Genomic DNA, 12,181 nt, shown 5'->3' on the forward strand with positions numbered 1-12,181 from the left:
GCCGTTATGACCTGGACAACACACACTGTTTTTAATCAGCCTCATCCTCTGAGCAACAGCAATCTGTTTCTGTCTGATACGCCGCTTGGCGAGGCACTGTCACGCGAAGGTGCCGGATGGGATCGGGAATGGCTGGCATCGGTAGGTCGTCAGCTGGGCAGCGCCGAGTCTCTGGAGCTGGGCCGACTCGCCAATGCTGAGCCGCCTGAACTGCTGCGCTACGACGCCCGTGGCGAACGCATGGATGAAGTTCGTTTCCATCCCGCCTGGCATCTGCTGATGCAGGGTGTCTGCGCCAGTCGCCTGCACAACCTGAGCTGGCAGCCCACGGTTCGTGAACAGGCCAGCGTGGCGCGCGCTGCGCGCTTTATTCTGCATGCGCAGGTTGAGGCGGGCACGCTCTGCCCGGTGACCATGACACACGCGGCCATTCCCCTGCTACAGACTTATCTGCCGGCCGCCTTTGAAGGCTGGCTCGATCCGCTGCTCAGCGATCGCTACGACACCCATGCACAGCCCGGCGACCAGAAGCGGGGTCTGCTAATCGGAATGGGTATGACGGAAAAGCAGGGCGGCAGCGATCTGCTCACCAGCACCACCCACGCTGAACCGCTGGGTGCGCGTGGCGCAGGTGAAGCCTACCGCCTGACGGGCCATAAATGGTTTTTCTCCGTGCCACAGAGTGATGCGCATCTGGTGCTGGCTCAGACGCCTGCCGGATTAAGCTGTTTCTTCCTGCCGCGGCTGTTACCCGATGGGTCACGCAATGCCATCCAGCTGGAGCGGCTAAAAGATAAGCTGGGCAATCGTTCCAATGCCAGCTGTGAAGTGGAGTTTCGCGACGCGACTGGCTGGCTGCTGGGTGAGGAGGGCGAAGGCGTGCGGCTGATCCTGAAGATGGGCGGCATGACGCGTTTCGACTGCGCCCTTGGCAGTCACGGTCAGATGCGCCGCGCTTTCTCGGTAGCCGTCTCGCATGCCCATCAGCGTCAGGTAATGGGGAAAAATCTGGTGGAGCAGCCGCTGATGCGTCAGGTTCTGGCTCAGCAGGCATTGCAGCTGGAGGGACAAACTGCGCTGCTGATGCGGCTGGCGCGCGCCTGGTCACAACCGGCAAAACCGCATGAAGTCACCTTTGCCCGCCTGTTTACGCCCGCGGCAAAATATGAGATCTGCAAAGCGGGTGCGCCGTTCGTTGCGGAGTCGATGGAGGTGCTGGGAGGGATCGGCTATTGCGAGGCCAGTGAGCTCCCGCGCCTCTATCGTGACATGCCCGTCAATAGCATCTGGGAAGGATCGGGCAACGTGATGTGCCTTGATGTGCTGCGCGTGCTTGCCCGTCAGGCAGAGGTTACCGCGATGCTAAGTCAGGAATTTGAAGCAGTGAAAGGGAGTAACCGCCATTTTGATACGCGCTGGCGTCAGCTGCGTCTGAGGCTTAACCACGTTCCTGAAGAGCAGGCGCGTGAGGTTACCCGCACGCTGCTGCTGCTGGCAATGGGTGCACAGCTACTGAAATATGCCGAACCTCCGCTGGCGGATGCATGGTGCCAGCAGTGGCTCGACCAGCGTGGCTCGCGCCCGCTTGAGGCCGCGATTACCGATCGTTTACTGGACCGTGCCTGCGGCAGGTGATGCGCCGTACAGAATCGCACTGGCGTACCAGAAGCCCGGCATGACCGTTTCGCTCACCATCACGATCTGATAGTAAGCGGCTCCGGCCTGATTGGCCTGGGCGGCAACGGCACGCTGGGCATCATCCGGTGAGCCGTGTACGTTAACGGTAATATTGCCCAGCTTCGGCAAACCGCCACTCTGCGCCCGTGAAATCTCCTGTGCCTGTTGAGTCGGCGCAGGCGGGGCTTTTGGCGTGGTGTCAAACGCCGAACAGCCTGCCAGCAGCAGGCTGAACACCAGTAAATAAGCAGAACGCATAGCAAAACCCTTTTTCAGGACGAGACAATGAGTGTACGTCATCGCCCTGAAAGACGTCAGGATTTCAGGCTGAATACGCTGACCAGCTGGGTCAGGTGGTGCCCTTTATCACTCAGGTTCTGCGCGCTGTTTTCCGCCTGTGCCACCAGTTCGCTGTTCTGGTGCGTCGCCTGACTGATCTGGTTCATCGCAATATTAACCTGACCGATACCTGCCGCCTGCTCCTGCGCCGCCACGTTGATCTCGCCCATCAGTGCCTGCACCTGCTCGATGTGCGTCACAATGTTGGTCATTGCATCGCGCGTCTGCTCAGAGAGCTGATGGCCCTCTGCCACGTTGCTGATAGAGGTCGCAATCAGTCCGTCGATCTCTTTAGCGGCTTGCGCGGAACGCTGAGCCAGCGCGCGCACCTCGGCGGCTACCACGGCAAAACCCCGGCCCTGTTCGCCAGCACGCGCCGCTTCAACCGCAGCATTCAGCGCCAGGATATTGGTCTGGAAGGCGATCGACTCAATCACATGCGTGATATCCGCAATGCTTTGCGATGAAACCTTAATGGCTGACATGGTATTGACAGAGCGCACCACGGTTTTGCTGCCGTGACTGACGATATTGCTGGCTTCGGCCACCAGTGACATCGCCTGACGCAGGCTTTCGGCGGTGTGTTCAACCGTGGCACCAAACTGCTCCATGCTGGCAGAGGTCTGCTCGACGCTGCTGGCCTGACGCCCGATCTGCTCGCTGATGTTATGGCTGCTGGCCGCGATGGTGTCCGTGCCGTCGCTGATCTCCTGCGCCGCACCGCGCACCTGGCCGACAATTTTCTCCAGGCCATCGCCAATGCCGTTAATTGCAATGATCAGCTGGCCAACTTCGTCGCGACGAAGCGTATCCATATGGACCTGCAGGTTGCCGGCGGCATACTGCTCCGCCAGATGAATCACCTGCTGCAGCGGACGGGTAATCGCCCGACGGCTGTACCAGACAAAGCCCAGCGCAAAGACGATTACCAGAACCAGTCCGGTAATCAGGAACAGGTTACGGCTATGCGTAATGGGCGCAAGCAGGCTGTCGCGGTTAACTTCGCCGGTAATCACCCAGTTCCAGTCCGGCAATTGCTCCCAGGCCAGAATCTGCATCTCACCATTGATCTCCACCTGCTGCATACCTTTCGGCTCCGTCAGCAGCGGTTTCAGCGTTGCATCATCCCAGTCGGGGCGTTTTCCTTCGTCGTGCTGATCGAACAGATACGCTCCCTGCGTTTTACCGGGCGTGCCGTTGAGCACGAAGAAATGACCGCTATCACCCAGCTTACGCGCCAGGATTTTTTCTCGCATCAGCGCATACTGTTTATCAATACCCACACCGACGAACAGAATGGCAACGACTTTACCGCTCTCATCTTTTATCGGCTGATACTGTGTGATATAGCGATGGCCGAACAGCGTCGCCAGCCCGCGGTAGACTTCGCCCTGGTGAACACGTTTCCAGGCCGCCCCGGTGCGGTCAAGCTGCGTACCGATTGCGCGACTGCCATCCTCTTTTTTCAGCGAGGTTGAAACACGGACAAAGTCATCGCCATCGCGCACGAAAATGGTCGCCACGGCGGCGGTGCGCTCGGTGAAATCGTCTACGGCAGTTTGATCGAGATTCAGTGTTTTCAACCCGGCACGCAGCACTGGCGTCGAAAAGGCACCGACCTGCACCCGCGAGCTTTCATCCAGGCTAAAGCGCTTAGGCAGGAAGCTGGTAAACAGATCGGTATAGTGAGCCACCTCTTCGGTGAGGGTGGCATTAAACATAGTGGCCATTTCACTGATGCCCTGCACCTGGTTGTGCATGTCATCGATGGCGAGATTTTCCAGCTGGCGCGAGGCGTTGTGGCTTTGAGTCAGTGTCAGCACCAGCAACAGCAGTGCAACGCTGAGAGACGTCAGTACAGACAGCTTAACTCCGAGACTCAGTCCGCTGAGAGAGAGACGCTTCATAAATTACCTTTGATCAAGTTAAGGGAGTACACGATCAACGGCAGAGTGCGGGAAAAGTTTAGGGAGAAGTTAGACAGCTAAGCGGAGCGGGTGATTTCGCAAATCAACCCGCAGAACACAGACTTGATCGGCATGCCTTGCTGCCTCTCAGGAGAGACCATGATTGAACTCACTACAGAAACACTGGCCGGTATCGAATGCCTGCACGCCACGCCTGCCGGACAACGGCATCAGCCACTGCCAACCGTGCTGTTTTATCACGGCTTTACCTCATCAAAAGAGGTCTACGCCTATTTCGCCGTGGCGCTGGCACAGGCGGGGTTTCGGGCGGTGATGCCAGATGCGGAGCTGCACGGCGCGCGTTATTACGGTGATGCCAATGCACGCCTGGGCCGCTTCTGGGAGATTCTGAAACAGAACATTGATGAGCTGCCATGGCTGGAGGCTGCGCTGCGTAGAGACAATCTGATCGCTGACAGGCGTTTCGCAGTGGCGGGTGCGTCGATGGGTGGCATGACAGCACTGGGCGCGATGGCGCGTTATCCGCAGATCCAGAGCGTCGCCTGTATGATGGGATCGGGCTATTTTATGCAACTGAGCGAATCGCTGTTTCCACCACTGGTGGCTGATACGCCGGAGCAGAAAGCGCAGTTTGCGGCCCGCATGGCTCCCCTGACGGACTATGATCCCTGCAACCATCTGGAGGCACTGGCTAACCGTCCGCTACTGCTGTGGCATGGCGAAGCGGATGAGGTTGTGCCCTGGGCGGAGAGTGTCCGGCTGGAGAGGGCGCTGCGTGACAATGGACTGGCGCAGCATCTGACCTCACTGTCGGAAAAACAGATCGGGCATAAGATCACGCCCTCTGCATTAACGGCGCTGGTCAGCTTTTTTAAACAGCAGCTATAAATAATGAACGGGCGGAGAAGGACTCTGCCGCCCGTAAAGTTACCAGCACTTACCAGAACGCAGACGCTTTTTCTGCTGCGCTGGCAGGCGCATTAACCGGGTTTCTTTCCGGCGTATCCAGCCGGTTAACGTAAACATAACCCGATGCCGCTTCGCTGCTGTGACTTCTCATCTGCTGCGCACAGTCAGCATGGCTGGCAAGAGCGGGTGGAGACAGGAAGAGACCCAGTAAAGTGGCGATGACGAACGTTTTCATGCCCGACTCCTCACTTCAGGGAACACACTCTGCGTGACGCCACTAAGCGAACCGTGACGTCTCTAATCAGTTTAGCGACTGAGTAAATTATCGCCAGATCATCCACCTGAACCTCTTTGTCAGCATTTTTGAACCTTCGCCGCCCAACCTGCTGTATTTACGTCATTAGCACAAAAAGCCCCCGATATCTGGCACGACGCCTGCGATTTGTTTAAATGTGCGCTTGAGTTCAGGCACCTTCGCCGGTATGATTACGCGTCAATTTTTCAGCCGCATTCTCAGGCTGTGTCCCACAAACGCTCGTCACTGCGAACCTTTGTGGGACACAGCCTATAACGTTCCTTGCTTCCATGGGCCGCGGTTGACCCCGACAGGAGGCTGAATAATCCGTAAGGAGCAATTTCGATGCGTCATTACGAAATCGTATTTATGGTTCATCCTGACCAGAGCGAACAGGTTCCTGGCATGATCGAGCGTTACACTGGTGCTATCACTGGTGCTGAAGGCACGATTCACCGTCTGGAAGACTGGGGCCGCCGTCAGCTGGCTTACCCGATCAATAAACTGCACAAAGCGCATTACGTTCTGATGAACGTTGAAGCGCCGCAGGAAGCGATCGATGAGCTGGAAACGAACTTCCGCTTCAACGACGCCGTTATCCGTAGCATGGTTATGCGCGTTAAAAACGCGGTAACTGAAGCATCACCGATGGTTAAAGCGAAAGATGAGCGTCGTGATCGTCGCGAAGATTTTGCTAACGAATCCGCTGATGAGTCAGATGCTGGGGATTCTGAAGAGTAATCCATCGTGACGGTCAATCGACTTCGCCTGTCTGGCACTGTGTGCAAGACACCGGTTCGAAGAGTTAGCCCGTCAGGAATTCCTCACTGTCAGTTTGTGCTTGAGCACCGCTCAGTGCAGGAGGAGGCCGGGTTTCACCGGCAAGCCTGGTGTCGTATGCCTGTTATTATTAGCGGCAGCGCCCATCAGGTGATTACTCAACATATAACGGTCGGCACGCAACTCACACTCGACGGTTTCATTAGTTGCCATCAGGCACGAAATGGCCAGAGCAAAGTGGTGTTCCATGCCGAGCAGATTGAATTGATAGATTCTGGAGACTAGCCTAATGGCACGTTATTTCCGTCGTCGCAAGTTCTGCCGTTTCACCGCGGAAGGCGTTGTTGAGATCGATTACAAAGACATCGCAACGTTGAAAAACTACATTACCGAAAGCGGTAAAATTGTCCCGAGCCGTATCACCGGTACTCGTGCAAAATACCAGCGTCAGTTGGCTCGCTGCATCAAGCGTGCGCGTTACCTGTCTCTGCTGCCGTACACTGATCGTCATCAGTAATCGGCAACTGTCCATTAACGACTTTAAGAGGATAAGGTAATGCAAGTTATTCTGCTTGATAAAGTAGCAAACCTTGGCACCCTGGGTGATCAGGTTAACGTTAAAGCGGGCTATGCTCGTAACTTCCTGGTACCACAGGGCAAAGCTGTTCCTGCTACCAAGAAAAACGTTGAGTTCTTCGAAGCACGCCGTGCTGAACTGGAAGCCAAACTGGCTGACGTTCAGTCTGCAGCAACTGCACGCGCTGAGAAAATCAATGCACTGGGCACTGTAACCATCACGTCTAAAGCGGGCGATGAAGGTAAACTGTTCGGTTCAATCGGTACCCGCGACATCGCTGATGCAGTTACTGCAGCTGGCGTTGAAGTCGCTAAGAGCGAAGTTCGTCTGCCGAACGGCGTTCTGCGCACTACCGGTGAGCATGAAGTAAGCTTCCAGGTTCACAGCGAAGTCTTCGCTAAACTGAACGTGAAAGTTGTTGCTGGTTAATTTTATTAACTGAGCACGACATCAACGCCGGCCTTGTGCCGGCGTTTTTGTTTTTATGCCTTTCAATAAACTGCTGTTGGCCTTACTGCGCGCGAATAAAGCTGCCATCTGGCTGACGCGTAAACAGCACCGGGCCATTTGCGCCATCAACGGTCAGACCGGTTACCACACCCTGCGCATCCTGACGGATTTTCACCTGCTGACCACTTTTCAGTGAGCTGAGCGGCTGGTCACTGCCTTCCACCCGCGCCATCGCAAACACATCATTGACCGGCAGACTGTTGTCACGAAACAGCTGCGCCAGCGTCTGACCCGACGCAATGGTCATATTGCGCCATTCGCCCTGAGAATCAGCTTTTGGCGTCTGCTGAGACGCTGAGGATGAAGGCTGACGGGCACGGTTGTTATCATAAATATCCGCCTGCATCGGCACCTCTTTCTCCGCAGAAGGCGAAGACTGCTCGACCGGATAACGCAGGGTACTGGTGGGCCAGAGAAACGCCACCAGCATCACCAGCAGTGCCGCCACAATGCCACGACGGTGCGGCGCAGGCAGCGGATCCATCCAGCGAATATGGTCGGTAAAATGCCAGATACGCTGAAGCCATGTCGGCAGGCGGGATGACGTGTCTGAAGCCATTCGGGTTTCCTCCTCTCCGGCAGTTTGCTGTAGCCTGCGTGCGGCCAGCCAGGTCTGCAGCCGGGATACCATTTGTTTTGCACGCATCCTGCGGCGGCGTGGGGCAATCTGGCCCATGTTTGCTCTCTTATTCAGGTGCTACAGATGAGGTGATCCCCATCGATAGTTATAGTATGGGCAATACCGGCGCGAAGTGCCTGCCAGCATTGATAAATTTGACGTGGCTATTGTTTCTCTTTCATCAGCAAAAGTCATCTGCGACGCAGGGCATTTTACGCCAGCGGCCTGCGCTGCTATGCTGCCGGTTCGAATTTATCCGAGAGTGAAAGGAACGAAGATGACTACCCCTTCTTTCGACAGCGTCGAAGCACAAGCAAGTTACGGTATTGGTTTACAGGTTGGCCAGCAGTTGCTGGAATCTGGTCTGCAGGGTCTGCAACCAGAAGCACTGCTCGCGGGTCTGCGCGACGCGCTGGAAGGGAACTCGCCGGCCGTACCGGTTGATGTGGTTCATCGCGCACTGCGTGAAGTGCACGAACGCGCGGAAGGCGTGCGTCGTGAGCGTACCGAAGCTATGGCCGCAGAAGGTCAGGCATTCCTGCAGGAACATGCGCAGCGTGAAGGCGTGAGCAGCACCGAATCAGGTCTGCAGTTCAGCGTGATTACTCAGGGTGAAGGTCCAATCCCATCACGTCAGGATCGCGTACGCGTTCACTACACCGGCAAACTGATCGACGGCACCGTGTTCGACAGCTCAGTTGCCCGTGGCGAACCGGCAGAATTCCCGGTAAGCGGCGTTATCCCTGGCTGGATTGAAGCGCTGACGCTGATGCCGGTTGGCTCAAAATGGGAACTGGTGATCCCACAGAACCTGGCGTATGGCGAGCGCGGTGCGGGTGCCTCTATCCCACCATTCAGCACGCTGCTCTTCGAAGTTGAGCTGCTGGAAATCCTGTAAGATAAGACGCTGCAACCACCCCGGTTGCAGCGTTTTCTCCCGCCTTATTTCTGCTGTAAATTTACCTGCCACAGTGCAAAGCCAATCGCATCTGTTCCTTTGGGCTGAAGCGGATATTGCGCATGCTGCTTAATAAATCCGGTCGCCTTATCGCCCGGTGCCGTTTCAAACTGAATATCGAGCGGAGTGGATGAGGTAATCGGTGCCAGACGCCAGTTATTGTCCGCCTTCGGCTGAACTGCGCCATGCGCTTTGGTTTCCGCGCTGATGTAGGCTGCTACCACCGAACGGTTCTCATCTGGCGAGGCAAAGGCGATGTACTTATCTCCGGTGCCGGCAAACTTGCCGCCATATGCGCGATAGTTATTGGTTGCCACCAGGAAGAGAGCCTGCGGATCGATGGGTTTACCCTGCCAGGTAAGCTGACGGATGCGTGAGGCGTCAGGATGGATCAACTGACACTCTGCGTCATAACGCGCGGGCTGGGTCACATCAATCTGATAATTGACTCCATCAATCACATCGAAGTTATAGGTGCGGAAATCCCAGTTAATCAGCGACTGCGTTTTGCTGCTGTGCGGATCGATCTGGTTAAACTGGCCTGCTGAGCATTCCAGCCACTCTTTCACCTGCGCACCCGTGACTTTCATCACGACCAGTGTATTGGGATAGAGATAGAGATCGGCCGCATTACGGAAGGTCAGGGCACCTTTCTCCACTTCGACATAGCTGGCAGGATCGTTTTTACGTCCGCCCGCTTTAAACGGCGCGGCAGCAGAGAGCACCGGCAAACGGCCTAGATCCGGATCGCCCTGAATGAAATGCTCCACATAAGCGCGCTGCGCATTATTGACGATCTGCACCGTTGGATCGTCCTGAACCAGCGACAGATAGCTGTACATTACGTCAGCCGACTTGCCGATGGGCTTCGCCACAAACTCCCGCGTGGCGCGGTGATCGTCAGCCAGCACTTTCACCAGCGCCGGATCTTCCGCCGCCAGCGATTTCTTCGCGGCAGTATCGTAGATCGGTCGCGCCTCTGCTTTGCCGCTGCTCACCTGCCAGCGTCCGCCCTCATTGTTCAGCACCAGATCGACCACGCCAAGATGATCGCCCCACATGCCTGGCATCACCGCCGGAACCCCGTTCAGCGTGCCGTTAGCAATGTCTGCGCCTTTGATGCCAGCAAACTCCTTGCTGGGGAAGACGGCATGCGCATGACCAAACAGGATGGCGTTAATACCTTCCACCTGGCTGAGGTAGTAAACCGAGTTTTCTGCCATTGCGTGATACGGCTCGCTGCTCAGGCCGGAGTGAGGGATAGCAATAATCAGATCGGCACCCTGCGCGCGCATCTCAGGCACATAGCGGCGAGCTGTTTCGGTGATGTCATCCACCCGTACCTTGCCCTGCAGATTGGCTTTATCCCACACCATGATCTGCGGCGGCACAAAGCCGATATAGCCAATCTTCAGGGTCTGCGATTTGCCCTCGCGATCAACCACCGTAGTGGATTTGATGAGGTAAGGGGTAAACAGCGGTTTGCCGCTCTTCACATCAATCACGTTGGCGTTCACATAAGGGAAGCGCGCACCCGCCAGCGCTTTTTTCAGGTAGGACAGACCATAATTGAATTCATGGTTACCGAGGTTGCCGACAGCGTAATCCAGCGTATTAAGCGCCTTGTAGACCGGATGGATTTCGCCCTCACGCAGCCCTTTAGCCGCCATGTAGTCGCCCAGTGGGCTGCCCTGAATGATGTCGCCGTTATCAACCAGCAGGCTGTTCTTCACCTCCTGCCGGGCGGCGTGAATCAGCGTGGCGGTGCGCACCAGACCAAATTTCTCGGTTGGCGTATCTTTGTAGTAGTCGAAATCCATCATATTGCTGTGCAGATCGGTGGTTTCCAGTACGCGTAAATCGACCGTCGCGGCCTGGGCGGCGACGGAAACGCTCAGGGCCAGTAACATCATTCCGGGCTTAAACATGCTTGCTCCTGCTGCAAATTAAATTCAGGCTCTCAAAATAATGTAAAAGCATGACAGATAGTCATTTTAAATCGTGATGGATATAACGTTTTGATGCATCGGCCTGCGACTCATTCTTATACGATAAAGGCTCACTGGCGTCAGCATGGCGATAAGCACGTAACTATGATATTGATATATCTATAAATTGAATCGCCGCCGGACCAGTAAACAGGCTGGTCAGGCGGAACTGCTAAAATGTCACTATCTGAAGATGGGCTGATCCTGCAGCAGACAGACAAAAACGAGGTGAAAAATGTTAGAGCAAATCTGCCAACTGGCACGCGAAGCTGGCGACGCGATTATGCAGGTCTATAACGGTGCCGCGCCGCTTGACGTTTCTCACAAATCGGACGATTCGCCGGTGACCGCTGCGGATATCGCGGCGCATGAAGTCATCATGGAGGGACTGAAACAGCTATCGCCTGACATACCGGTACTTTCAGAAGAAGATCCGCCAGCCTGGGATGTCCGTCAGCACTGGCAACGCTACTGGCTGGTTGATCCGCTGGATGGCACCAAAGAGTTCATCAAGCGTAACGGTGAATTTACCGTCAATATTGCGCTGATTGAAGCGGGCAAGCCGGTGATGGGCGTCGTCTATGCGCCAGTGCTGGGCGTAATGTATTCCGCGGCAGAGGGTAAAGCGTGGAAAGAAGAGGGCGGTCATCGCGAACAGATTCATGTCCGTGACGCACGTCCTCCGCTGGTCGTGGTCAGCCGCTCACATGGTGACGACGACGAGATGAAAGAGTACCTGAAGCAGTTGGGTGAGCATCAGACCGTTGCGACCGGCTCCTCACTGAAATTCTGTCTGGTGGCAGAAGGTAAAGCTCAGCTCTATCCCCGTTTCGGGCCAACCAATATCTGGGATACCGGCGCGGGTCATGCCGTGGCGATGGCCGCGGGTGCGCATGTACATGACTGGCAGGGCAAAACCCTGGACTATGCGCCGCGCGAATCCTTCCTGAATCCCGGCTTCCGCGTTTCGCTCTTTTAAGACGGTATTGGCATAAATGCCCGGCGAGCGATTCTCTCGCTCCCGGGTGTTCAGCATTACTCTTTCAGCAGTGAGTTGACCAGCGCGATAACTTTTGTCACTTCATCCTGCGTCAGCGAACCATCCTTCACAAACTTCACTTTGCCCTGCTTATCCAGCACGACGATGGCGGAACCACCAGGCTGTAACTGCCAGCTGTGCTGCACGTTGCCTTTGCTGTCTATGACAAACTGAGACCAGGGATATTGCTGCTTGTTGGTCTCGACGCTGCTGCGCACAAACATGCCCGTGCCCGGAATCGCGTCATCGGTATTGACGATGGTGGTGGTCTGATAGCGATCATGCGGCAGCTTCGCGGCTTTGATCGCTTCTACCAGTGCCGCGTTCATCTCTTTCGCAGATGAGCGACCCGCAATATGCTGGATGACGCGAACTTTTCCGCTGAGCTGCGCGCTATTCCAGTTTTTGTAGCTAAACTTCTCCTGTTGCAATAACAGCTCGCCTTTGTCATTCACGCCTACAGCCGGTACCCGCATATCCAGTCTGAGGTTATGAGCCATCGCGCCTGCCGGTATCAACAGAGACAACGCCACAGCTGCCAGGGTTATACGCATTGTTATTT

At 55.8% G+C, this 12,181-nt stretch carries 14 protein-coding genes; 8 read left to right on the plus strand and 6 right to left on the minus strand.

All coding sequences use genetic code 11. The features are described from left to right. Window positions 1-6 precede the first annotated feature (6 nt). Window positions 7-1,635, plus strand: a complete 1,629-nt coding sequence (locus LQK91_RS19705; protein ID WP_039659428.1) for an isovaleryl-CoA dehydrogenase — start codon at window positions 7-9, stop codon at window positions 1,633-1,635. Here LQK91_RS19705 and bsmA read toward each other — a convergent pair. Both bsmA and LQK91_RS19715 read right to left on the minus strand, forming a co-directional pair. Continuing rightward, window positions 1,609-1,935, minus strand: a complete 327-nt coding sequence (gene bsmA / locus LQK91_RS19710; RefSeq protein WP_003855330.1) for a biofilm peroxide resistance protein BsmA — start codon at window positions 1,933-1,935, stop codon at window positions 1,609-1,611. The genes LQK91_RS19705 and bsmA overlap by 27 nt on opposite strands. 56 nt (window positions 1,936-1,991) lie before the next feature. Then, window positions 1,992-3,923: a methyl-accepting chemotaxis protein gene (locus LQK91_RS19715; RefSeq protein WP_008925792.1), complete on the minus strand. Its 1,932-nt coding sequence runs from the start codon at window positions 3,921-3,923 to the stop codon at window positions 1,992-1,994. A 159-nt stretch (window positions 3,924-4,082) separates the two neighbouring features. Between LQK91_RS19715 and yjfP the strand changes: the two genes are divergently transcribed. Beyond that, window positions 4,083-4,832, plus strand: a complete 750-nt coding sequence (yjfP, locus tag LQK91_RS19720; protein ID WP_105100029.1) for an esterase — start codon at window positions 4,083-4,085, stop codon at window positions 4,830-4,832. A 49-nt stretch (window positions 4,833-4,881) separates the two neighbouring features. Here yjfP and LQK91_RS19725 read toward each other — a convergent pair whose 3' ends face one another. Continuing rightward, entirely contained in the window at window positions 4,882-5,088 is a 207-nt protein-coding gene (locus tag LQK91_RS19725; protein ID WP_003855333.1) for a hypothetical protein, read from the minus strand. Between the two features lie 405 nt (window positions 5,089-5,493). Here LQK91_RS19725 and rpsF point away from each other — a divergent pair, with 405 nt between their 5' ends. From rpsF to rplI, 4 genes are read left to right on the plus strand one after another with little or no spacing between them, the layout of a single operon-like run. Then, window positions 5,494-5,889, plus strand: a complete 396-nt coding sequence (gene rpsF, locus LQK91_RS19730; protein ID WP_003855334.1) for a 30S ribosomal protein S6 — start codon at window positions 5,494-5,496, stop codon at window positions 5,887-5,889. Between the two features lie 6 nt (window positions 5,890-5,895). Next, entirely contained in the window at window positions 5,896-6,213 is a 318-nt protein-coding gene (gene priB / locus LQK91_RS19735; protein WP_010256154.1) for a primosomal replication protein N, read from the plus strand. A gap of 4 nt (window positions 6,214-6,217) precedes the next feature. Then, entirely contained in the window at window positions 6,218-6,445 is a 228-nt protein-coding gene (gene rpsR / locus LQK91_RS19740; RefSeq protein ID WP_002210155.1) for a 30S ribosomal protein S18, read from the plus strand. Between the two features lie 39 nt (window positions 6,446-6,484). Next, a complete protein-coding gene (gene rplI / locus LQK91_RS19745) occupies window positions 6,485-6,934 on the plus strand; it encodes a 50S ribosomal protein L9 (protein WP_003855506.1) in 450 nt (149 codons plus the stop codon). A gap of 82 nt (window positions 6,935-7,016) precedes the next feature. On the opposite strand, the gene LQK91_RS19750 is transcribed toward rplI, so the two are convergent. Next, window positions 7,017-7,691, minus strand: a complete 675-nt coding sequence (locus tag LQK91_RS19750) for an OapA family protein (protein ID WP_152333568.1) — start codon at window positions 7,689-7,691, stop codon at window positions 7,017-7,019. Between the two features lie 220 nt (window positions 7,692-7,911). Here LQK91_RS19750 and fklB point away from each other — a divergent pair, with 220 nt between their 5' ends. Beyond that, entirely contained in the window at window positions 7,912-8,532 is a 621-nt protein-coding gene (gene fklB / locus LQK91_RS19755; RefSeq protein ID WP_003855508.1) for an FKBP-type peptidyl-prolyl cis-trans isomerase, read from the plus strand. Between the two features lie 44 nt (window positions 8,533-8,576). Here fklB and LQK91_RS19760 read toward each other — a convergent pair whose 3' ends face one another. Then, complete coding sequence (locus LQK91_RS19760) at window positions 8,577-10,520, minus strand: bifunctional 2',3'-cyclic-nucleotide 2'-phosphodiesterase/3'-nucleotidase (RefSeq protein WP_105100030.1); 1,944 nt, start codon at window positions 10,518-10,520, stop codon at window positions 8,577-8,579. Between the two features lie 295 nt (window positions 10,521-10,815). On the opposite strand from LQK91_RS19760, the gene cysQ reads away from it, so the two are divergent. After that, the gene (gene cysQ, locus LQK91_RS19765; protein ID WP_003855511.1) at window positions 10,816-11,559 is read left to right on the plus strand and encodes a 3'(2'),5'-bisphosphate nucleotidase CysQ; all 744 of its coding nucleotides are present in this window, start codon (window positions 10,816-10,818) and stop codon (window positions 11,557-11,559) included. Window positions 11,560-11,615: 56 nt separating this feature from the next. Here the strand turns inward: cysQ and LQK91_RS19770 are convergent, their stop codons facing one another. Next, window positions 11,616-12,173: a YtfJ family protein gene (locus LQK91_RS19770; protein ID WP_003855512.1), complete on the minus strand. Its 558-nt coding sequence runs from the start codon at window positions 12,171-12,173 to the stop codon at window positions 11,616-11,618. Window positions 12,174-12,181: the final 8 nt, after the last annotated feature.

Source organism: Pantoea sp. MHSD4 (assembly GCF_021043305.1).
GTDB classification, from domain to species: Bacteria; Pseudomonadota; Gammaproteobacteria; order Enterobacterales; family Enterobacteriaceae; genus Pantoea; species Pantoea eucalypti.